20 protein-coding genes are annotated in these 20,828 nt (G+C 32.7%); 10 read left to right on the forward strand and 10 right to left on the reverse strand.

Annotated elements, in window-relative coordinates; translation table 11 throughout:
• Positions 1-2: 2 nt before the first annotated feature.
• The 3 genes from porW to FLA105534_RS21480 all read right to left on the reverse strand — a co-directional run bounded on the left by porW (position 3) and on the right by FLA105534_RS21480 (position 4,959).
• Positions 3-2,615 (reverse strand): type IX secretion system periplasmic lipoprotein PorW/SprE, encoded by a 2,613-nt coding sequence (porW, locus tag FLA105534_RS21470; RefSeq protein ID WP_173968128.1) that lies wholly within the window; start codon positions 2,613-2,615, stop codon positions 3-5.
• Between the two features lie 88 nt (positions 2,616-2,703).
• Positions 2,704-3,399, reverse strand: coding sequence for an ABC transporter ATP-binding protein (locus tag FLA105534_RS21475; RefSeq protein WP_173968129.1), 696 nt, complete (start codon positions 3,397-3,399; stop codon positions 2,704-2,706).
• Between the two features lie 99 nt (positions 3,400-3,498).
• The gene (locus FLA105534_RS21480) at positions 3,499-4,959 is read right to left on the reverse strand and encodes a DUF5687 family protein (RefSeq protein WP_173968130.1); all 1,461 of its coding nucleotides are present in this window, start codon (positions 4,957-4,959) and stop codon (positions 3,499-3,501) included.
• 127 nt (positions 4,960-5,086) lie between these two features.
• On the opposite strand from FLA105534_RS21480, the gene FLA105534_RS21485 reads away from it, so the two are divergent.
• From FLA105534_RS21485 to FLA105534_RS21495, 3 genes are all read left to right on the forward strand, one after another.
• On the forward strand, positions 5,087-6,139 hold the full coding sequence (locus FLA105534_RS21485) for a ferredoxin--NADP reductase (protein WP_173968131.1): 1,053 nt from the start codon (positions 5,087-5,089) through the stop codon (positions 6,137-6,139).
• Positions 6,140-6,260: 121 nt separating this feature from the next.
• Positions 6,261-6,569, forward strand: a complete 309-nt coding sequence (locus FLA105534_RS21490; RefSeq protein WP_173968132.1) for a hypothetical protein — start codon at positions 6,261-6,263, stop codon at positions 6,567-6,569.
• A 149-nt stretch (positions 6,570-6,718) separates the two neighbouring features.
• A complete protein-coding gene (locus FLA105534_RS21495) occupies positions 6,719-7,132 on the forward strand; it encodes a hypothetical protein (RefSeq protein WP_173968133.1) in 414 nt (137 codons plus the stop codon).
• On the opposite strand, the gene FLA105534_RS21500 is transcribed toward FLA105534_RS21495, so the two are convergent.
• Together FLA105534_RS21500 and FLA105534_RS21505 are read right to left on the reverse strand one after the other, a co-directional pair.
• Positions 7,121-8,128: a glycosyltransferase family 9 protein gene (locus FLA105534_RS21500; RefSeq protein WP_173968134.1), complete on the reverse strand. Its 1,008-nt coding sequence runs from the start codon at positions 8,126-8,128 to the stop codon at positions 7,121-7,123. The two genes, FLA105534_RS21495 and FLA105534_RS21500, sit on opposite strands and share 12 nt — an antisense overlap.
• Before the next feature lie 40 nt (positions 8,129-8,168).
• The gene (locus FLA105534_RS21505; RefSeq protein ID WP_173968135.1) at positions 8,169-8,774 is read right to left on the reverse strand and encodes a DUF4254 domain-containing protein; all 606 of its coding nucleotides are present in this window, start codon (positions 8,772-8,774) and stop codon (positions 8,169-8,171) included.
• A gap of 111 nt (positions 8,775-8,885) precedes the next feature.
• Between FLA105534_RS21505 and upp the strand changes: the two genes are divergently transcribed.
• Complete coding sequence (gene upp / locus FLA105534_RS21510; RefSeq protein WP_173968136.1) at positions 8,886-9,539, forward strand: uracil phosphoribosyltransferase; 654 nt, start codon at positions 8,886-8,888, stop codon at positions 9,537-9,539.
• On the opposite strand, the gene FLA105534_RS21515 is transcribed toward upp, so the two are convergent.
• Positions 9,534-10,463, reverse strand: coding sequence for a DUF6427 family protein (locus FLA105534_RS21515; protein ID WP_173968137.1), 930 nt, complete (start codon positions 10,461-10,463; stop codon positions 9,534-9,536). The two genes, upp and FLA105534_RS21515, sit on opposite strands and share 6 nt — an antisense overlap.
• A 140-nt stretch (positions 10,464-10,603) precedes the next feature.
• On the opposite strand from FLA105534_RS21515, the gene FLA105534_RS21520 reads away from it, so the two are divergent.
• Positions 10,604-10,834, forward strand: a complete 231-nt coding sequence (locus tag FLA105534_RS21520; RefSeq protein WP_017496855.1) for a DUF6341 family protein — start codon at positions 10,604-10,606, stop codon at positions 10,832-10,834.
• Here FLA105534_RS21520 and purD read toward each other — a convergent pair.
• A complete protein-coding gene (gene purD, locus FLA105534_RS21525) occupies positions 10,826-12,100 on the reverse strand; it encodes a phosphoribosylamine--glycine ligase (protein ID WP_173968138.1) in 1,275 nt (424 codons plus the stop codon). The genes FLA105534_RS21520 and purD overlap by 9 nt on opposite strands.
• Before the next feature lie 134 nt (positions 12,101-12,234).
• Here purD and FLA105534_RS21530 point away from each other — a divergent pair, with 134 nt between their 5' ends.
• The 4 genes from FLA105534_RS21530 (at position 12,235) to FLA105534_RS21545 (ending at position 16,505) form a co-directional block, all read left to right on the forward strand.
• A complete protein-coding gene (locus tag FLA105534_RS21530) occupies positions 12,235-13,545 on the forward strand; it encodes a phenylacetate--CoA ligase family protein (RefSeq protein WP_173968139.1) in 1,311 nt (436 codons plus the stop codon).
• Between the two features lie 45 nt (positions 13,546-13,590).
• Positions 13,591-14,112 (forward strand): ORF6N domain-containing protein, encoded by a 522-nt coding sequence (locus tag FLA105534_RS21535; RefSeq protein ID WP_173968140.1) that lies wholly within the window; start codon positions 13,591-13,593, stop codon positions 14,110-14,112.
• A gap of 117 nt (positions 14,113-14,229) precedes the next feature.
• Positions 14,230-15,318: a non-hydrolyzing UDP-N-acetylglucosamine 2-epimerase gene (gene wecB / locus FLA105534_RS21540; protein WP_173968141.1), complete on the forward strand. Its 1,089-nt coding sequence runs from the start codon at positions 14,230-14,232 to the stop codon at positions 15,316-15,318.
• A complete protein-coding gene (locus FLA105534_RS21545; RefSeq protein WP_173968142.1) occupies positions 15,318-16,505 on the forward strand; it encodes a glycosyltransferase family 4 protein in 1,188 nt (395 codons plus the stop codon). The genes wecB and FLA105534_RS21545 overlap by 1 nt, the downstream gene beginning before the upstream one ends.
• 55 nt (positions 16,506-16,560) lie before the next feature.
• Here the strand turns inward: FLA105534_RS21545 and FLA105534_RS21550 are convergent, their stop codons facing one another.
• The 3 genes from FLA105534_RS21550 to FLA105534_RS21560 are packed head-to-tail and all read right to left on the reverse strand — an operon-like array spanning position 16,561 to position 19,911.
• Positions 16,561-17,544 (reverse strand): UDP-glucuronic acid decarboxylase family protein, encoded by a 984-nt coding sequence (locus FLA105534_RS21550; RefSeq protein ID WP_042564890.1) that lies wholly within the window; start codon positions 17,542-17,544, stop codon positions 16,561-16,563.
• Positions 17,541-18,863, reverse strand: a complete 1,323-nt coding sequence (locus FLA105534_RS21555; protein ID WP_173968143.1) for an O-antigen ligase family protein — start codon at positions 18,861-18,863, stop codon at positions 17,541-17,543. The genes FLA105534_RS21550 and FLA105534_RS21555 overlap by 4 nt, the downstream gene beginning before the upstream one ends.
• Positions 18,823-19,911 carry a DUF1972 domain-containing protein gene (locus FLA105534_RS21560; RefSeq protein ID WP_173968144.1) on the reverse strand — a complete coding sequence of 363 codons (1,089 nt, stop codon included), beginning with the start codon at positions 19,909-19,911 and terminating at the stop codon, positions 18,823-18,825. The genes FLA105534_RS21555 and FLA105534_RS21560 overlap by 41 nt, the downstream gene beginning before the upstream one ends.
• A 138-nt stretch (positions 19,912-20,049) precedes the next feature.
• Between FLA105534_RS21560 and FLA105534_RS21565 the strand changes: the two genes are divergently transcribed.
• A complete protein-coding gene (locus FLA105534_RS21565; protein WP_173968145.1) occupies positions 20,050-20,826 on the forward strand; it encodes a 2OG-Fe(II) oxygenase in 777 nt (258 codons plus the stop codon).
• The last annotated feature ends 2 nt before the right edge of the window (positions 20,827-20,828 follow it).

A 20,828-nucleotide genomic window follows, 5' to 3' on the forward strand; every position in this document is an offset into this window, starting at 1 on the left:
GATTATGGGGTTTTTGGGGCTAAGTAGGTTTCGAGATTTTTTTTAATTTGAACCAATTTGTAATTATCACTCGAGATAATAATTGCCGGATTTGATATTTTATACTTTTTATCATCTCTAAAAACTCCTGAAATATCTTTGGCGTAAGCCTCTGATTTTAAACCATGAATAACCACAAAACTTTCGGTTCTGTTGTATTTATCAAAAGAAGTTGTTAACCTCTCATAGTTTTCAACTAACAAAAATACTCTAATTGCTTCTTCAATCTTTTTACGAGTTTTAGAATCGTTGTTAGGAACTACATATAAAATTTTCCAGTTTTTACTATCTACTGAAGTAAAATCCATTTTTTCTAAGCCTGGTATTTGCTTTTCTAAGATCTCACGCGCATTTTTACCTTCATCACTGTTCGGATAGTTATCGGCAACAGATTCTAAACCTTTTTTATAAGCAGCCAAACCGTTTACTTTACCTAAAGTATTGGCTTTTAACAATTCATACTTAGAAACAATTTCATCCCCCGAATATTGATTAATCAGGTTGTCAATGTTATCCAGGACAGTATCAAACTGTTCTTCCTCATACAATTTGTACCATTTTTGGTATTCTTTATCCGGTGAGGCCAAATCTCCTGCATTAGTATTATTTAAGATTTGTGCATATCTCGAACTTGGGTAATTGGTTATGATATCCGATTTTATTCTTTCTGCGCGTGCAGGATTGGTAATTTGATATATTTTATACAAATTATACATTGCCGGTAAAACCAGTTTTTCTTCCGGTTTGTTTTTTAGCAATTGTTCCAGTTTATCACTTGCCAGATTATATTCCTTAAATTTCTCTTTGTAGATCAGTCCTAATTGGTAATACGCAAAATTACGCTCTACACCAATGCTGTCAATTGCAGCCTGTGTTTGAGGAAGTTGTTTTTCGTAAAAATCAGTAGTATACTTTTCAATAACAATGGTGTCTTTCAGTTTGTTTGCATCATTATTATTTAAAGTATCATTTAAGGCTGCAGTATTGGCTGATTTCACAGCTGACAGTCTCCAGTTTCCATCTAAGACTCTGTTACCCCATACTTTCTTGAATTGCAATTTTCCGTAAGCCACTGTCGTAGGATTGTAAAAATAAAAAGTACTTGTACTTGCCGTTTCGTTTCCTGATGGCGGATTAAACGCCCCTATTCCAGGATTGGTCCCTCCTACTGCTTGTGGATTTACAGCTGTTGGTCCTCCATCAGCCTTAGTGTTGCGATCAATATTGGCTAATTTTTCCTTTTCTTTTTCTTCTAAGATTCGTTTCGCCTCATCTTTTTCTTTAAGTGCTGCGATATAATCGTTAAAATAACTTTTTCTGTTGGCCGGAGACAAACCATACACTTTAATGATACTGTCGTTGCGTTTTGCAATCGCTTCGTATTTAATTACGTTGTCCAGATTTTTTCTGTTTTTTTGAATAAAAGCAAATTCTCTGGTTTTAGGATCTAATTTTACTAATGTACTGTCGTAGTATTTGGCCGCCACCGTATAATTGGTGTTCTTAAAATACATATTCCCAATATTCCTATAGGTCGAAGCAACCAAATAAGGATCTTTTGATTTTCTTCCCAGTGACTTATTATAGAAAAATAAGGCATCCTGCTGTTCATCATTTTTATCAAAAAAGACTCCCATTTCATAAAACAACACATCCAAATAAGGTCTGTTTTCACGATCTGCCAGTAATTTATTGTACATTTCTATAAACAAATCCTGATCTCCGTTTTTATAATCAAACATTTGGGCCTTTTTTGCATAGGCATGCATCATGTATTTTCGATCGGCTTTTCGATTCATATCGATCACACCGTCATAATAATAAAAGGCACTGTCCCTTATTCCGGCTTCCTGATACATCTGCCCTAAGATAAAACGGTACCGTGCGCGGTCTTCACTTATCTTGGTAAATTTTTCCGCAATTTTAAGTTTGGTAACCGCACTGTCTTTTTCTTCCAAATGTAAATACGCCTCTGCCAATAACGCATTTGCATCCGAAAAAGTCTGTTTGTTCAGATCTGTATTTTTTAATAACAAGTTGATGTTTTTTACCACAATAGCATCATTGCCTAAGCGCATATTGGTTTTCTCACGCCAAATTTTTGCCGTGTAGATATTACTGCTGTTAGGGTATTTGTACAAAATATAGTTGAATGCCTCCAAAGCCGGAATAAATCGTTGATCGTAATATCTGGCTTTTCCAAGCATCAGATAGGCTTCGTCAATTTGTGAATTTCGCTCTCTTCCTCCAATATTCATAGAGTGCTTCTGAATGGCTTTTGTTGCCTTGGTCTCGGCTTTTTCAAAATCTGCATTCTTCGCTTTTTCTCCTTCCGAAAAATTCTCATCGATCTGCATTTTTTCGATCGGAAGCATTTTCCAGAAATTATCCTGATTGTTGGCCTGAATAGCCTTTAATCCCTTGTCAAGACCTATTCCACCATTATACAAAATGTTATACTTTGTACTAAGCGCATGGGAATTTCTGGCCAAAAAAGTATTTTTCTTGGTAGAACAGGCTATCAAAAAGAATAAAAAAACGATAAAAAAACTATATTTAAGAGTATTCTTTTTCAATAGAAAAGAGTTTATATCAATTAACTTCTAAAAAGGATTTTTAGTATATTGACTTGTAAAAATACGCTTCTTTTTGAAATATAGAAACTTATACAGCAAAAAACGATTCCAGTTCTTGTAAGGTTTCTTCTGAAGTCTGAATATCCTTGACCACTTCACCTTTATTTAAGGCTACAATTCGATCACAAACCTCTACTGTATGCTGCAAATCATGGCTGGAAACCAGCACCGTAACATTTGGATTATCAGCCAGATCTTTAATGATCTTTTTTAATCGGCTCACAGTTGTCGGATCTAAATTGGCAAAAGGCTCATCTAAAATAACTACTTCAGGATTTCCAATAAGTGTTGCGATAATACCCACTTTCTTCTGATTTCCCTTAGATAAATCTCTCAGGTATTTTTTATTGTTCAGGATTTCTCCGTTAAAAAACTCTTCGTGCTCTAACAGCAAAGCATCAATATCTGCTTTATTCTGATGGCGCAAATCTCCGATAAAATAAAAATATTCCTCTGGAGTCAAATATCCAATCAGGAAACTTTCATCTAAAAATGATCCTGTAAAAGATTTCCAGTTTTCGCTTGTATTTACCTGAATATCATTATTTTTTATATTCCCTGTAGTAGGTTGAATCAAATCCAATAATAAGCTGAAAAAAGTAGTTTTCCCTGCTCCGTTGTTTCCCACCAATCCGAAGCTCTGCCCTTTTGGAATTTCTAGATTGTTAATGTTTAAAACTGTTATTTCGTTATATTTTTTTGAAAGTTGATTTACTTGTATCATTTTTGAAAGTTTAATTGTTGATTTGTTTAATCGTTAATTTAATTGGTTTTCAATTATATGCGATCAATTTTCTAATTGACACATTTTCTAATTAACTAATTAGTTTTTTTGTTTATAAGCGCTTATCGTACTGTACTTCTCTACTTTATATCTTTTTTCGATAAGAGAAAAAACCTTGTCTTTAAAAACAAAGCCTAAAACTCCGGCACCTGCCACAAGTGCTAATCCGATGGTTTTGTTTCCTAAATAGAGTCCGATCGCATAAAGTCCTAAAGGCAATAATATCTTAGGTAACGTTAACAGCATGGCATTAACATTAAATGCTTTTTTATCTCCAAAAGCCCCTCCTGCCGAACTTAGATCGATTGGTGTTTTTGTGAAAGCACCGCCCAAAAGTACCAGATGAGAATTGACTCCTATGTTATAAATAGCGCCAACAACAACGGTTAAATAAATTTCCCATCCAAAGAAAAGGTAGAAAGAAGAAAGTATGGTCGATATAAAAGTAGCAATCACAATCAGCCACCATTTTGACGTAATATAACCGCGATACGGAATGTTTTGTGTCATCATTAACTGGTAATACGAACTGTCCCAGCTAGGTACAAACTGACCAAAGACAAACAAAAATCCACCCGAAACAAATATTCCGGCAAAGATATTCATCACTTCCGGCTGCTGTTTGTTTCCGAAAAAGATTAATCCGTAGAACAAAAAGAAAAAACTCATTAATATAGTCGTTTTTGACCTTTTATTTCTCTTAATTAATTTGATATCATTTTTAAGAAAAGTTCCCAAAGTTCCAAATTGATTCAGCCAGGAAAGATTTTCAGTCGTCGCAATGTCTTCTTTTTTAGAAAGCCCGGCATCTAAAAACAAATTATTCTTGAAGTACTTGAATGTAAACAGATAAAGTCCAACTAAGATTAAAACAGGAATCAAAAACACTCCTTTGACAGCATAAAATCCTTGGAAAACTGGTGTTGTAAAAAGGGTAATATCAAAGAGTTTATAATATTGCGCTGCTGCTAAAACAATAATTGCTCCAACAAAAACAACAAACAACTTATCAATATTACTTAAAATAATATTCAAAAAATTGTTGATATAGATTAAGGAGAACGCAGCTAAAAACCAAAAGACAACCCCCAAAGGATCATAACCTTCCAGAACTAGCACAATTGAAAAAGGAATAAAAAAGAGCGCATGAACCCAATTAAAAAAAGACAAAGCTGTTTTGCCTAATGAAAAATGGACGATGGTTGGTTTTTTGAAAGGTAAAATCAACAAGGGTTTGATGTTCAACACAGGAATTGCCTGCATCAATAAACGAATGACCAGGTCGAAAAGAAAATAATAAATCAAAAATTGATTGACGGTCACTAATGGTTCAAGATTCATTTTTTTTAGAATATAAAATGCCCCTACTCCTGCTCCGACAAAAAGCAACGAAAAATAGACCATTAAAAACCCTATTAAAACTTTCATCACGACACTTGTGCCAAATGATGCAGATCTAACAAAGGCTTTCCATTCCAGATAAATAAACTTTTTAATCATGGTTAATTGTTTTGAGTTTCTTAGTATGTGATCAAATGTAAGAAAACGTTACAAAAAAAGTTAAAAATAATAACTTAGTGCCTGTGAATTAACCATCGTTTGCTACTTTTGCATAAAAAATACAATCATGCCTTCATTCTTAAAACTAATAATTAAAGAGGTAAAACGTGAAACTGCCGATGCTGTTTCTGTACTTTTTAATGTTCCCGAAGAACTAAAACCGGATTATAAATTTATAGCCGGACAATACATAAATTTAAAATTAACTCTTGACAATCAAGAGATTCGTCGTGCTTATTCGATTTGTTCTGCACCGGAAAGCGGTGAATTACGCATTGCGGTAAAAGCAGTAAAAAATGGTTTGTTTTCTCAATTTGCCAATACTAGACTTAAGGCCGGAGATGTTCTTGAAGTAGGTCATCCGGAAGGAAAATTTACTTTTGAACCGGATGCTGAAAGACAAAAAAACTATGCCGCTTTTGCAGCGGGGAGTGGAATTACTCCTGTTCTTTCTATTATAAAATCGGTTTTAAAAAGTGAACCAAAAAGTTCATTTGTATTGGTTTATGGAAATAAAACTCCAGACGAAACTATTTTTTATCAGGAATTACACGATTTGCAATTGCAATATGTAGGTCGCTTTTTTGTGCATTATGTTTTCAGTCAGGCTAAAGCCGAAAATGCTTTGTTTGGCAGAATCGATAAATCAGCAGTAAATTTTGTTCTAAATAACAAACACAAAGAACTGCAATTTGATAAATTTTTCCTTTGCGGTCCGGAGGAAATGATCGATACGGTTTCCGGAATTCTGAAAGAGAAAAATGTAAAAGAATCCGCTATTAAGTTTGAACTTTTTACTTCTTCTACACAGGAAAATAAAATTAATACCTCGTTAGAAGGACATACCAAAATTACTGTTTTAGTAGATGATGATGAAGTTTCATTCGAAATGTCTCAAAAACAAACGATCCTTGACGCGGCTTTAAAACAAGGTATCGACGCTCCATATTCTTGTCAGGGTGGAATTTGCAGCAGCTGTCTGGCTCGTGTAACTTCCGGAAGCGCAGAAATGACTAAAAACTCGATTTTAACCGATAAGGAAATCGCTTCAGGTTTAATTTTAACCTGTCAGGCGCATCCAACTTCAGAGTCTATTTATGTAGATTATGATGATGTTTAGACATTAAAATCTCAAAATATTTAAATTCCAAATTCCAAATTTACAATTGGGATTTGGATTTTTTTTTTACAATTATTAGCAATCTTTGTAAAATTGGAATTTGAAACTAAAAAATTACGCCATGAAATCTGTACAGGAAATTTTTAAAAATAAAGAATATCTTTTAGAGGAACCTGAGGTTGAAAAACTTGTGGAATACTGTGAAGAACTTCAGGATGAACTTATAGAGTTTAAATTTCAGAAGACAAACAATAAAGAACTCGCCATGCTGGATATGCTTAAAGAAGTTATAAAAGGCTGCAATGCTATCGAAAAAGAACAAATGGAACACGAACGATTTGGTTATGAAGCACCAAATTATCAAGCCACGATTTCGAATCTAAAAAATTATATTTATAGCAGATGTCGGGATGAGAAAATTTGGCTATAACTGCAATTACAATAAAGCAGATTATTTTTTAAAATATTGCTGAATTTTTATTACATTAGGGGTAAAATTAAAGTAATCGCAATCTCATGTTCTTCTGGAGATTTGTAGAGCTAAATCAAGTTTGTCAACACGTTTAAATATTAAATATTATGACAATACATCACTTCCTTCGTTTATCATTTATAGCACTTTTTGTAATAACAGCTCTTTTTTGTATTTACTTTATCATTAAAAAGCAACAAAATAAAAAAGCTCCTAAATTACTTACCAAAGAAAAATACAGTGCTACAATGATTGGTAAAATGACTGAAATAAAGGCTTCAGATAAAAACAATTTTAATATCTGGCCTTATATCAGCAAATTAAAAGCCGCTAAAGTACTATCGAGCAAAGTTAAAGAATCTCAATTGGTGCATAAAATCTACAGAAATTCAACGGAAGATTTTGAACACATTTTGTTGTCTACCGAAGAAGAAAATCATTTTGTTGTAATTGTTGCTAATAAAAGCAAAAAGAAAACAATTGGGTATTTTTTCTACGATTTAAATGGATTATATGCTTAACTGAATCTTCTCCACTACTTCTTTTGGAGAAATCGATCTCATAGCGTCTTCATAACCCTCAACGATTTTGTTTCCATAAACAGATGTTGGTAATTTTGGATATTGATTTCTATCTGAAACCAAAGCATTTTCCATTGTTTGTCCGAATGGTAAAAATCCTGCATACGGATGTGTAGCACCCCAAAGTGTAATTACTTTCACTCCCAGCATTGCAGCAATATGGGCGTTTCCGGAATCCATAGATAGCATGACATCCAAATTACTAATCAGTTGTAATTCCTGCTGAAATTTAATTTTTCCAGCCATATTAATTACATTTTCAAATGGTTCTGAAAGGGAATCCAGAATTTCAATTTCTTTCTTTCCTCCTCCAAAAAGTAAAATTTTACAGGATTTATTCTCTGCTAATTTTGCAATTACTTCCTGCATTAGATCTTGGGGATAAACCTTAGAATTGTATTGGGCAAAAGGTGCAATACCAATTAATTTATGGCTTTGGTTACCAATTATTTCTAAAATATCTGAGCTTAATATTGCTTTTTTCGGATACTCCGGATTCGATAAATCTAAAGGAAAACCAAGTTTTTCAAAGACTTTTGCGTGTCTTTCGAACATAGTCGGCAACTGCTTAAAAATTTTATTCTCGGCACGCGTTAGTTCTTTTTTACCATCACGGCCTTTATCAACTGTGGCTCTTTTTTTTCCGCTTAAAACGAAAAGAAGATTTACAATTTTAGATCTCAGAACGTTATGAAGATCTGCAAAAGCATCAATTTTAAGTTTTTTTACGTCAGCGTACAACCTTAAAAGCCCTGCAAATCCTTTGTGGCGTTCTTTTTCGTCAAAGGCAAAAAAATCAAGATTAGGAATTCCTTCAAAAAAAGGTTTAAAAAACGGACGCGATATTACAGTGATTTTAACGGTTGGATACTGTTTTACAAAAGCGCGCAAAACAGGAACCGTCATGGCGACATCTCCCATTGCGGATAGTCTCATGACGGCTATATGCTTTATTCTATTGGACAACTCTGCCAAATTATTTTTTGTTTTGGTATAAAACAGGATTCAATTCGTCGTCATTGTACATTTTCATTTGTTTGTACACTTTCATAAATTTATCTCCATTTTCAATATCAGTCAATAGATCATCAATCGCAGTAGACAAATCACTTCTTTGCTCTAAAAGCACATTTAATTTCTCCTGACATTTATCTCTGTGTTCTTGTGAAGCTTCAGCACGAGTGGCTTCTTCATGCATGTGATAAATTTTTAAAGCTAAAATAGACAATCGGTCAAAAGCCCATGCCGGACTTTCAGAATTGATTTTTGCGCCATCTTTTACTTTTACATCACTGTATTTTTGCAAAAAGTAGCTGTCGATGTATTCAACCATATCTGTACGTTCCTGGTTTGAGGCATCGATTCTTCTTTTTAGAGTCAGAGCAGCTACCGGATCGATTTTCGGATCACGAATAATATCTTCAAAATGCCATTGAACAGTGTCAATCCAGTTTTTTAAATACAATAAATGCTCAAACTTATCCTTTGGGTAAGGATTGTTTATAGGTTGATCAACATTATCAAATTGGTGATAATCTTTGATGCTTTGTTCGAAAACAGAATATGCTAATTTTGAAAACATGTCTTTATTTATTAGAGACACAAAGATACTTTTTATACTTTTATGGTGTGAAGAAAACGATTAATTTTTCGTTATTGCACTACAATATATCCATAATTCTAAAATTTCATTATGAAAATTCATTATATCTCCAAAAACAACAGTGTCTTAAATCATTTTTTGGGCCAAATCAGAAATGTAAATGTTCAGAACGACAGTATGCGTTTTCGAAGAAATATTGAAAGAATTGGCGAAATTATGGCTTATGAACTGAGCAAGGATCTTGCTTATAAAAATGTCGAAATTCAAACTCCGTTAGGCATTAAAGAAACTACCGAAATAGAAAGTGATTTGGTTTTATGTTCTATTTTAAGAGCCGGTTTACCGTTGCATAATGGTTTTCTAAATTACTTTGACCATGCCGAAAACAGCTTTGTTTCGGCCTGTAGGTATCATCCAAATAACGATGCTGAATTTGAAATCCGGGTTGAATATCAAGCGGTTTCAAACATAAACGACAAAACGGTTTTACTTCTTGATCCAATGCTGGCAACAGGTCAGTCTATTGTTGCAGTTCACGAAAAACTCATTCAAAATGCAACTCCAAAAGAAATTCATATTGTAGTGGTTATCGCAGCACCAGAAGGCGTTGCTTTTCTTGAGGAAAATCTTCCTGAAAACTGTCATTTATGGGTCGCTTCTTTAGACGAAAAGCTAAATGAAAAGAACTACATTGTTCCGGGGCTTGGTGATGCAGGCGATCTTGCTTACGGAAGTAAATTATAACTGAGAGAAAAATGTAAATAAACTACACAAAATCAACACGTAAAATACAATTTCGTTATTCAATTTTTGTTGCATATACTCTACATGACTTGCTGCCATGATGGTCAAAGGTGCAATACTAAAAAAGAGTAAATCGTTACTTTTATCTGTTGAAAGAATGTACACAAAGGCCGCAATAAAAAAACATGCTACTACTTTTTTGTATGAAGAATGTAGTATTTGCGGTCGATTAGACAACGTCATCAGCATCGAAACTACAAAAAATAAAGATACAGCCACATAGATTGAAAGTGCTCCGTTTTCGTAATTGCTCTTGAAATAATCAATATTAAAATCGATTACAGCACGTTTCTGAAAAAACTCAGTTATATCAATATGGAAGATTAAGGAGATCAATAAAAAGATTATCGATACCGCAATAAGCGCTATAAATGGTAAAATCCAGTTTCTATAATCTCTCGAAACATGAAAAACGATGGAGATAAAAACTAAAATCAGAAAGAGAATACACCAAAATTGAAATAAAGAAGCTATTAAAATCCAAAATGAAGCATCAAATATTTTTTCTTTTGAAGCTTTTAAAGATTGCAGCGAAATCAATCTTCGAAGTGCCAGCAGTACAAAAAAGTTCGCATATATTACATTAGCATTGTTAAATATCGTGGGGAAAAACAATAGAAACAATAAGTAAAAAAATATCGCGTATCCATTGTCTTTACTAAGTCCGTTCTTTTTTACGATAAAATTAATCAGGAAAAAAGACGCCAAAATAAAGCACAACAAACTCACTTTTTGGAACGCCAAAAAATAAGAACTCACCCATGATGGTTCCTGAATTTGAAAAAGAAAAAAGAAAACCAGTATCAAAATTACGACCAATGAATAATTTAATGGCGTAGATTTTTTAAAAACACTTGTTATCATAAGGATATTTTATACTTTTGTGATTGTAAATATAATACTTGTTTAAAAAGGAAAACCAACAAGTTGAAAAAAGATTCTACTACTAGACTTCTGGTTTCAATGCGTTACACAACAATAAATAACATATAATTTTATAAATTATGACAGCTTTTTTTGAAGGAATACAGTACTTATTCGTTAACATTTTATTCGCTCCACTTGATTTTTTACGTCGTTTGGAACTTGTTACCTGGTTTGGTGCTAATACTATTAACTGGATTTTTATGATCATCTGTTCATGCGCAATCGTTTATTGGATCAAACAATTACGCATTTTTGATGACGCCGGAACTGAAAACCAAGATACTACAGCTCACTCTTTTTTAAAGTAAGTCGAAGCCAATATCTTTTCTAAAATACATCTTATCAAAATTTAGTTTATCTATATTTTGGTAAGATTTTTTTATGGCCTGCTGGAAATCGTCTCCATAAGATGTTACGGTTAGTACACGTCCTCCGTTACTAACGATGTTCTCGCCTTCTAATTTTGTTCCTGCATGAAAAACAATAGAATCGGTAATGTTTTCTAAACCTGTAATTACTTTTCCTTTTTCAAAATCTTCCGGATATCCGCCAGAAACCACCATAATAGTAGTCGCACTTCTTGGATCTACCTGTAATTCGAATGAATCTAATTTTTGATTGGCCACTGCAAGAAACAATTCGACTAAATCTGATTCTAATCTTGGCACTACAACTTCAGTCTCAGGATCTCCCATTCTTACATTGTACTCAATAACGATTGGTTCGTTTTTTACATTGATCAGACCAATAAATACAAATCCTTTATATTCGATTCCATCTTTCTGGAAACCTTCAATAGTTGGTTTTACGATACGTGTTTCAATTTTTTCCATCAAAACAGCATCAACATAAGGAACCGGAGAAACAGCTCCCATTCCACCTGTATTTAAACCTGTATCACCTTCGCCAATACGTTTGTAATCTTTTGCCGTTGGTAAAATTTTATAGCTTTTACCGTCAGTTAAAACAAAACAGCTTAATTCTATTCCGTCCAAAAATTCTTCGATAACTACTTTTGAACTTGCTGCTCCAAATTTTTCGTGAACCAGCATGTTTCTTAATTCTGTTTTAGCTTCTTCTAAATCCTGAATAATCAAAACTCCTTTTCCTGCGGCCAAACCATCTGCTTTTAAAACATAGGGAGGCTGTAATGTTTCTAAGAAAGCACATCCATTCTCTACTGTTTCAGCCGTAAAACTGTCGTAAGCAGCAGTTGGAATATTATGTTTCATTAAAAACTCTTTGGCAAATTCTTTACTTCCTTCTAACTGAGCTCCCAATTTTGATGGCCCAATAACCGGAATATGTTGTAAACTCTCGTCGTTTTTAAAATAATCGTAAATCCCTTTTACCAAAGGATCTTCTGGTCCTACGACCACCATTTTTACATTTTCCTTAATTACAAATGCTTTGATCGCATCAAAATCTGTTGGAGACATTGCGACGTTTGTAGCAATTGCTGCCGTTCCTGCATTTCCTGGTGCAACAAAAAGTTTTTCGCAAAGCGGACTCTGAGTCATTTTCCACGCAAAAGCATGCTCTCTTCCGCCGGATCCCAATAGTAAAATTGTCATGGTATAGTTGTATTTAGTTGTGGTGCAAAAATAATTGCTTTTGTACGTAAAAAATAATTAAATCTTAAAAAGTTGTTGATTCTTCTCTGTTAGTAATTCGATAGTATTATTTTTGGCAAAAATTAATACTTCAAATGATTTCTCTTTTTGATATTTCGCTGCAATTAAATGGTTTTCCAATAAAGAAGGCCAAAGCCGAATTGGATGAAATCAAGAATTTATCTGAAAAGAAATATGCTCGTTTTCTTCAGAATAAAAAAGAAGAAATTGTCACTTTTCATCTGAAAAACAACTCTTTCTATAAAGAATTAGTTGGTGATATAACCGAATTGAAATGGGAAAGCTTACCCGTTTTAAACAAACAAAATTTACAAAAACCGCTCGAAGAAAGACTCTCAAAAGGTTATTCCAGAAAAAACATATACCTCAACAAAACATCCGGATCCAGTGGTACCCCTTTTGTTTTTGCTAAAGATAAATATTGCCATGCCTTAACCTGGACTTCTATTTTTATGCGTTTCAGCTGGTACCATATCGATTTTAATCGCTCCTACCAGGCTCGTTTTTATGGTATTCCGATGGATTTTATTGGATATCATAAAGAACGGATTAAGGATTTTTTGACACATCGTTTTCGCTTTCCGGTTTTTGATTTATCTGATGCTGTTCTCGAAAAATTTCTGCAAAAGTTTAAAACTAAAAAATTCGATTATATCAACGGTTATACAAGTTCAATCGTTTTGTTTGCCAAATACTTAGAACAAAATAATCTTATTTTAAAAGAAATTTGCCCCACGTTAAAGGCCTGTTTTGTTACTTCGGAAATGCTTTTTGAATCGGATAAAAAGCTCTTGCAAAGACAACTCGGAATTCCTGTTATTAATGAATATGGCGCTTCAGAATTGGATTTGATTGCTTTTGAAAACTTAAATGATGATTGGCAAGTAAATGCTGAAACGCTGTTTGTTGAAATTTTAGACGAAAACAATCAGGTTTTGCCTTACGGTAACGAAGGTCGAATTGTGATTACCTCTTTATTCAACAAAGCGCATCCATTTATTCGATATGATATTGGTGATATTGGAATTTTAGACGAAAAAAGTACACCTCAAAAGCCTATTCTAAAAAAACTGATTGGAAGAACCAACGACATTGCAATTCTGCCAAGCGGAAAAAAATCACCTGGTCTAACCTTTTATTATGTAACCAAAAGCATTATTGAAGATGACGGAAATGTTAAAGAATTTATCATCAAACAAATGCAATTAGACTCTTTTGAAATTGAGTATGTAAGTGATATCGAATTAAATGCAGCTCAAATTGAAAAAATAGATAAGGCAATTTTTACCTATTTAGAACCCAATTTAAATTTTAGTTTTACCCGAAAAAAGGTTCTTGAAAGAAGCAATAGTGGAAAGTTAAAACAATTTAAATCTTGTCTTTAATGTAAATAAAATCCTATATTTGTTTTTTTTTCTAATTAAAAACTTATGCAGGATCAATCGTTACTTTCAGAAGAAACTATTTCCAACAAAATATATTACATCCGCAATCAAAAAGTAATGTTAGATAGTGATTTAGCATTGCTTTATGATGTGGAAACGAAAAGATTAAATGAACAAGTTAAAAGAAATTTATCACGATTTCCTTCAGATTTCATGTTTCAACTTACTAAAAACGAATTTGAAAACTTGAAGTCGCAAATTGCGACTTCAAGTTGGGGCGGAAACAGAAAATTACCTTTTGTTTTCACTGAACATGGTATTTTAATGCTCTCAAGTGTCTTAAAAAGTGACAAAGCAATTCAAACCAATATTCAGATCATGCGCATTTTCACGAAAGTGAGACAAATGCTTTTGGATACAACTGAAATAAAAGTTGATATTCTACAAATTCAAAAGAAGTTAGAGAATCACGATAAGAATATTGAATTGGTTTTTTCCTATTTAGATGAATTGACAGAGAAAAAAGAAAATGAAAGTGAAAGAGTAAAAATTGGATATAAAAAATAGTTCATTAATTCTCCTAAATCACACTTAGATATTGAAGAAAGTCTTTCAATCGACAAAGAATTCAATTTAAACTTTACTTTTGCCAAAAGAACGTTTTAAAAAGAATTCACTCAACCTATGAAAATCACCCTAATCGCAGGTGCAAGACCTAATTTTATAAAAATAGCTCCCCTCATTAATGCTATACAAAACAAACAAAATGAAGGTTTTGATGTTTCGTTTCGATTGGTTCATACAGGTCAGCATTACGATAAAAACTTAAGTGATACTTTTTTTGAAGAATTAAATATTCCCAAACCAAATGTAAATCTGGAAGTGAAAAGTGGTTCTCAAGCCGAACAAACTGCCGCAATTATGATTGCTTTTGAGAAGGAATTACTTCAAAATCCTACTGATTTGGTTTTAGTTGTTGGTGATGTAAACTCCACTATGGCGTGCTCGATTGTTGCCAAAAAATGCAATACTAAGGTAGCGCATGTTGAAGCGGGAATTCGTTCCGGAGATTTAACAATGCCGGAAGAAATCAATAGGATACTGACGGATAGTATTACCGATTACTTTTTTACAACCTCAACTTCAGCCTCAGATAATTTATTAAAATTAGGCTCCGATCCTGAAAATGTACATTTCGTAGGAAATGTTATGATCGATACTTTGTACCAAAACATCAATAGAATTTCTCCTCCTGATTTTTGGGAAGAACATCAGCTTAGTGAAAAAAACTATATCGTTCTAACCTTGCACCGCCCCGGAAATGTCGACGAGGTTTCTTCTCTTATTGCTTTGCTTCAGGGAATTGATGATTTGGTAACTAACAAAAAAATACTATTTCCTATTCATCCCAGAACACAGGCTATTTTGGGGGAAAATGCAATTTCTTTTGAAAATATCATTTTTGTTGCACCGCAAAGCTATCTGAATTTCATGTATTTAATAAAAAACAGTTTTGCAGTTATTACCGATAGCGGCGGTATTTCTGAAGAAACAACTGTAATGGGAATTCCCTGCTTTACAATGCGAAATAATACAGAGCGTCCTGAAACAGAAACCATTGGATCTAACACTATTGTGGGAACATCCTTAGAAAATTTACAAAAGGTATTTCATTCCTTCTTAAAAAATGGTCCTCGAAAAAGTGGCATTCCTAAATTATGGGATGGAAAAGCCTCTGAGCGAATTGTTACAATTTTACTGGATAAAAACTAATGAAGGATATTCTGATTATATCAAACTATTATCCACCCGAAAAAGGTGCTGCAGCCAATAGAATAGAACAACTGGCTTTAAAATTAAATCAAAACGGATATGAAGTTTCGGTAATTTCTCCTCTTCCAAATTATCCCAAAGGTGAATTATTTCCGGAATACAAAGGTCGATTTTCTGTAACAGAGAAGATTCAGAATATTACATTAAAACGTCTTTGGATTTATCCAAGTAACAGTCCGAATATCTTTAAACGAATTGTTTCGACGCTCTCCTTTTCAACTACTTTATTTTTCTATTTGTTATTTGCCAAAACTCCTAAAAAAGTTATCGTGCAATCACCTCCATTGTTGCTCTCTTTTATTTCGGTTTTCGTGCTTTGGCTGAAACGTAAAACCATTATTTTGAATGTTTCAGATCTTTGGCCTACTGCTGCTATCGAATTGCAGGTGCTCAAGAAAAACAGTATTTCGCACAAGATATTGCTTTTTATAGAACGATTTATTTACCAAAAAGCCACACACATTTTTGGGCAATCTAATGAAATCATTACTCATATTCATTCGATCTTTCCTAAAAAGAAATGCTTTTTGTATCGCAATTATCCGGATCATTTTATTGAAGATTTCCTCGAAGAAAAAAACAGTTCCAGCGAACCTATTAAACTATTCTATGCCGGATTATTAGGCGTAGCGCAAGGAGTTTTAGAACTTATTCAGCAATTGAATTTAGAAAATGGCAATATTGAACTTCATATTTTTGGAGATGGCGCCGAGAAAACTCAAATTGTAAATTACCTCAACCAAAATCCGACTAAAAAGATAATCTTTCACGGAATGCTTGAACGCAATGTTTTGCATGAAACTTTGAAAAATTTAGATATTGCCCTTGTTCCGCTCAAGACAAGGATTTACGGCTCTGTTCCTTCCAAAATATTTGAATATAGTGCTTTAGGATTTCCAATACTTTACTATGGAGGAGGCGAAGGAGAAAATATTGTAGAAGAGAATAACCTGGGTTGGGTAGTTCCCGTTGAAGATTTCCAACAATTAAATACAACTTTAGGAACAATATCGACATTAGGTAAAGCAGAAATTCAGAAGATGAAAAAGGCTATTTTTCTTCATGCCAAAAAACATTTTAATTTGGACCAGCAAATGAAGGAACTCATCGAAAAGAATGCTTTTTAAGTAACTTAATAAAAACGGGCAATTATTTCCAGAATAATTGCCCGTTTTTATTTTCTTATTTGATATAGTTCGAAAAATCTTTGTGTTCTTCTTTTGAAAGCTCTTCTTTTGAAAGTGATCTGAAATAATCATACGTAATTTTCATTCCTTCAGAACGGCTTACTTTTGCTTCCCAACCCAATAACTCTTTTGCTTTTGTAGTGTCTGGCTGGCGTTGTAACGGATCATTTATGGGTAATGGATGGTAGACTACCTTTTGATTGGTTCCTGTTAATTTAATGATCTCTTCTGCAAAATCCTTAATCGTAATCTCATCCGGATTTCCAATATTTACCGGATATACATAATCCGAATGCAGCAGTCTGAAAATACCTTCAACCTGATCGTCTACATAGCAGAAAGAACGTGTTTGCATTCCGTCTCCGAAAATAGTTAGATCTTCCCCACGTAATGCCTGTCCGATAAAGGCTGGGATTACACGTCCGTCGTTCAGGCGCATTCTTGGACCGTAGGTATTAAAGATACGCACGATTCTGGTTTCTACACCGTGAAAAGTATGATAGGCCATTGTGATCGATTCCTGAAAGCGTTTTGCTTCATCATATACCCCGCGTGGTCCAATTGTATTTACGTTTCCATAATATTCTTCTGTTTGTGGGTGAACTAATGGATCTCCGTAAACTTCAGATGTGGAAGCGATCAAAATTCTAGCTTTTTTTACACGAGCTAATCCTAATAAATTATGTGTTCCAAGAGACCCTACTTTTAACGTCTGAATTGGAATTTTTAAATAATCTATAGGACTTGCCGGTGAAGCAAAATGTAGAATATAATCTAAATCACCTGGAATGTGTACAAACTTGGTAATATCATGATGGTAAAACTCGAAATGTTCTAACTTGAATAAATGTTCTATGTTTTTAAGATCTCCCGTAATCAAATTATCCATTCCGATAACATAGTATCCTTCTTTGATAAAACGATCACATAAATGCGATCCCAGAAATCCAGCCGCTCCTGTAATAAGTATTCTTTTCATTTCAATATTTTCTGTTCATTAGAATCATTTGCTACATTAAACATGCAGTAAAGAATTATAAAGAAGATTATTCCTCTTTGTCTACTCAAAAAAGATTCGGTCAAAAATAAGACTATCATTGTTACTGAAAAAGCAATATGTATAAAATCTTTATTTATAATTCCTTTTCTAATTGTGACCACTAGCATACTTATCACTAATAAAAAACCAAATACACCTAATTCTGAAAATATTTGAATGTATTCATTATGAAAATTAAACTCCCCATAATCTGGATATAAATTATGTTCTTTTACTTTTTCTTTTATTTTATTCTGTGACGCATCTAATCCAAATCCTGTAAAAAAAATATTCTCTTCCTGTAGCATTTCTTTAAAAATTCTAATTTGAAAGAATCTAAAAGCTGCTCCCGGGAAAAAGTCATTCTGCTGAAATTTATCCTGGCTCCAGGCTTGTTTTAAACTAATATTATAAATTGGCCCTTGATTTTCTTCCGTCGTTTTCTTTAAAGAACTATCGACAAGTATTGTTTCAAACTCAATCATAAATCTGTCTCTGACTGGCTTAATAAAAATTACAGCACTAATAGATACAATAACTACTGTTGAAAGGATTAATCTTTTTGTTCTTCTGGAAACAGTAGAAAAAAAGAAATAATAAATAATTATCATAGCCAAATCAACGATAATAATATTCTTAGATGACAATAAAAATATTAAAACTATAAGAATAGAGAATCCTGTTTTATCAACAATTGATTTTTCTTTTTTAGCAAGCAAACAGAACATGGCTAAAGAAGCAAAAACTGCCACATAAATGGCATTTACTTCTAAAGTGACTAACTCATGATAGAAAAATACCTTTTTATTTCCGGAAGCTATGAATTTTACAATCGCCTTTAATAAATAGAAAATGGCGAAAATAACCATTGCAAAACTGTAGTAATTTAACACCTTTTTTACTTGATTACGAGTTATTTTTGGTAATCCGCAAAAAGCTAAAGGAATCAACAAAAACAATACTTCTTTTTGTAATCCTTTAATTGTTTGTTTACTTTCTATTGTCCAAAAAAGCGACATAAGCATCAAAGCATACAGTAGCATGGGAAGTAACAAAACTTTTGGTATCGAAAAATCTTCTTTTTTGGATTTAACAAGAGTAAAAATCAGAAAAATAACACCGGTTAAACTTCCAATTATATACTTCATTGGGAGTGTAATCAACATTGCTGTTAAAAGATAAACCAACAATGTTTTGTTCTGCCATAATTCATCAATTTTATTGAAGACTTTTTTCGAATAACCTGAGGTACGATTCATTTATTTTATTCCAATTAAATTCTTGAATTATAGTGTTAAAATTATCGCGAACGATTTGTTCATGATCTTTTCTTTTTATGGTTTCAATAAGTTTTTTAACTTCTGTTGCATTTAAAAAATAGAATGCGTTTTTTTCTAAAATAGCGCGATTAAATTCGTTATTATGTGCTACAATTAATGCCTTTGTTGCCATTGCCTCCAATAAAGAAGGATTTGTTCCTCCTACTGAATGCCCGTGAAAATAAAGATTCGAAAAATATCTTAGATTGTCTAAATGCTCTTTATTATAAATTCCTCCCGTAAATCTTATATTTTTATTTTTTGAAAATTTCTTTTTAAGATAATTTCCAAAAGTATTATTGCTATTTCCTATAACCAATATTACTTTATCATCATTACTTTCCGCAATTCCATCCAAAATTACCTCGATATTATTTTCGGGCTCAAAACGCGCTATTAGTAGGTTGTAGTTGTATTTTTCGACATTATATTGTGAAAGTAAATCTTCTTTTGGCTCATAAAATGGTTCCGCTCCATAAGCAATATAAACTGCTTCTTTATTATATTTCTCTTCTAAATATTGTTTAATTCCAAGCGAATCTGCAATCAAATGATCACTACTTTTGACTGCTTTTTTCTCAGCAAATTTTAAAAATTTTTGGGTTGTTTTAGAATATTTACTTCTCTTCCATTCTAATCCATCCATGTTAGTAATGATGGTTGATTTTTTTGGTAAAAGAAACGACCATATAGAACTGCTTGTGTAACCCAATTGCAGAATGATATCGAAATTTCTTTTTCTGGAATCCAAAATACAGTTCAAATCATAAATAAATTGTCCTGCAGAGCCTATTTTATCCTCCGGGTCATATTGATGAATAATGTTCACGCCCATGTAAGATGTCTCCTGAAAAACATGATTCTGCGAATTATAAACATAAACATCATGTTTCTGTTGTACTAAATAAACTGCAAAACACTCTGCAAATTGCTCAAATCCACCATAATTATTAGGGATCCCTCTGGTACCAAGAATGGCTATTTTCATCTAAATTTTATCAATCAGGATCCAAAAATAATGATTTTAAAAGTTCTTAAAAATTTAATTAGAACAAATTCAATTTTAATTTATGAATATTTAATTTAATTTCTACATTTGTTTCAAAGCGCTTATAACAATATTTTTATGATTAATTTTGAATATCTGGAAAACCATTTAGACGATCTGCGTTTAAAGTACTTAACTGCCAGTCCATTTCCGCATTTAATAATTGATGGTTTTTGCGAAGAAGAAAAATTGATAAAAGCCTATAAAAGTATTCCTGAACTCAATAATAAGAGTCGCGATTATTCATTTGCAAATAATAAATTTGAAAAATCAAATTATAAGGAATTAGGTGTTGAACTACACGAATTATATGATGATCTCTCGTCTGAACGATTCAATAAAATCATATCTCATATAACCTCAAAGTCAATTTTTGTTGATCCAAAAAATCACGGTGGAGGATTACATCAGGGTAAGAAAAATAGTTTTTTGGATATGCACCTGGACTTTAATTATCATCCTATTAACAAAGACTGGTACAGAGAACTAAATTTGCTTTTGTACTTAAATAAAGATTGGAAACCGGAATATAAAGGAGGCTTAAAAATAAGTGATTTAAGGACAGAAGAAGAAGCCGAGCTTGATGTTCCTTTTAATCGTTTAATTATTCAACAATGTGCACCCTACACGCTTCATGGATATGATATGACAAACTTTCCTGAGGGAAGTTTTAGAACATCTGTTGCAACCTACGCTTATCAAATACATAAAAAACAAATTGAAAAACCAAGAACAACAGACTGGTTTCCAAAAGAAGATGCCTCATTTTTTAAAAAACAATTTGCTAAAAATTATAATTTTTTAGTAAAAACAAAAAATAAATTGTTTGGAAGTAATACGGCAAAAAATCAATAACA

The organism is Flavobacterium collinsii, assembly GCF_902804485.1.
In the GTDB taxonomy this organism is placed as follows: domain Bacteria; phylum Bacteroidota; class Bacteroidia; order Flavobacteriales; family Flavobacteriaceae; genus Flavobacterium; species Flavobacterium collinsii.

What these genes read in the sequence shown, in the direction of transcription:
- FLA105534_RS21535 (WP_173968140.1), top strand. Translation starts at nt 13,591, where the DNA reads ATGCAGGATCAATCGTTACTTTCAGAAGAAACTATTTCCAACAAAATA.
- upp (WP_173968136.1), top strand. Translation starts at nt 8,886, where the DNA reads ATGAAAATTCATTATATCTCCAAAAACAACAGTGTCTTAAATCATTTT.
- FLA105534_RS21545 (WP_173968142.1), top strand. Translation starts at nt 15,318, where the DNA reads ATGAAGGATATTCTGATTATATCAAACTATTATCCACCCGAAAAAGGT.
- FLA105534_RS21565 (WP_173968145.1), top strand. Translation starts at nt 20,050, where the DNA reads ATGATTAATTTTGAATATCTGGAAAACCATTTAGACGATCTGCGTTTA.
- FLA105534_RS21495 (WP_173968133.1), top strand. Translation starts at nt 6,719, where the DNA reads ATGACAATACATCACTTCCTTCGTTTATCATTTATAGCACTTTTTGTA.
- purD (WP_173968138.1), bottom strand. Translation starts at nt 12,100, where the DNA reads ATGACAATTTTACTATTGGGATCCGGCGGAAGAGAGCATGCTTTTGCG.
- FLA105534_RS21555 (WP_173968143.1), bottom strand. Translation starts at nt 18,863, where the DNA reads ATGAATCGTACCTCAGGTTATTCGAAAAAAGTCTTCAATAAAATTGAT.
- FLA105534_RS21500 (WP_173968134.1), bottom strand. Translation starts at nt 8,128, where the DNA reads ATGAGACTATCCGCAATGGGAGATGTCGCCATGACGGTTCCTGTTTTG.
- FLA105534_RS21505 (WP_173968135.1), bottom strand. Translation starts at nt 8,774, where the DNA reads ATGTTTTCAAAATTAGCATATTCTGTTTTCGAACAAAGCATCAAAGAT.
- FLA105534_RS21490 (WP_173968132.1), top strand. Translation starts at nt 6,261, where the DNA reads ATGAAATCTGTACAGGAAATTTTTAAAAATAAAGAATATCTTTTAGAG.
- FLA105534_RS21550 (WP_042564890.1), bottom strand. Translation starts at nt 17,544, where the DNA reads ATGAAAAGAATACTTATTACAGGAGCGGCTGGATTTCTGGGATCGCAT.
- FLA105534_RS21480 (WP_173968130.1), bottom strand. Translation starts at nt 4,959, where the DNA reads ATGATTAAAAAGTTTATTTATCTGGAATGGAAAGCCTTTGTTAGATCT.
- FLA105534_RS21520 (WP_017496855.1), top strand. Translation starts at nt 10,604, where the DNA reads ATGACAGCTTTTTTTGAAGGAATACAGTACTTATTCGTTAACATTTTA.
- FLA105534_RS21560 (WP_173968144.1), bottom strand. Translation starts at nt 19,911, where the DNA reads ATGAAAATAGCCATTCTTGGTACCAGAGGGATCCCTAATAATTATGGT.
- FLA105534_RS21515 (WP_173968137.1), bottom strand. Translation starts at nt 10,463, where the DNA reads ATGATAACAAGTGTTTTTAAAAAATCTACGCCATTAAATTATTCATTG.
- FLA105534_RS21485 (WP_173968131.1), top strand. Translation starts at nt 5,087, where the DNA reads ATGCCTTCATTCTTAAAACTAATAATTAAAGAGGTAAAACGTGAAACT.
- FLA105534_RS21530 (WP_173968139.1), top strand. Translation starts at nt 12,235, where the DNA reads ATGATTTCTCTTTTTGATATTTCGCTGCAATTAAATGGTTTTCCAATA.
- wecB (WP_173968141.1), top strand. Translation starts at nt 14,230, where the DNA reads ATGAAAATCACCCTAATCGCAGGTGCAAGACCTAATTTTATAAAAATA.
- FLA105534_RS21475 (WP_173968129.1), bottom strand. Translation starts at nt 3,399, where the DNA reads ATGATACAAGTAAATCAACTTTCAAAAAAATATAACGAAATAACAGTT.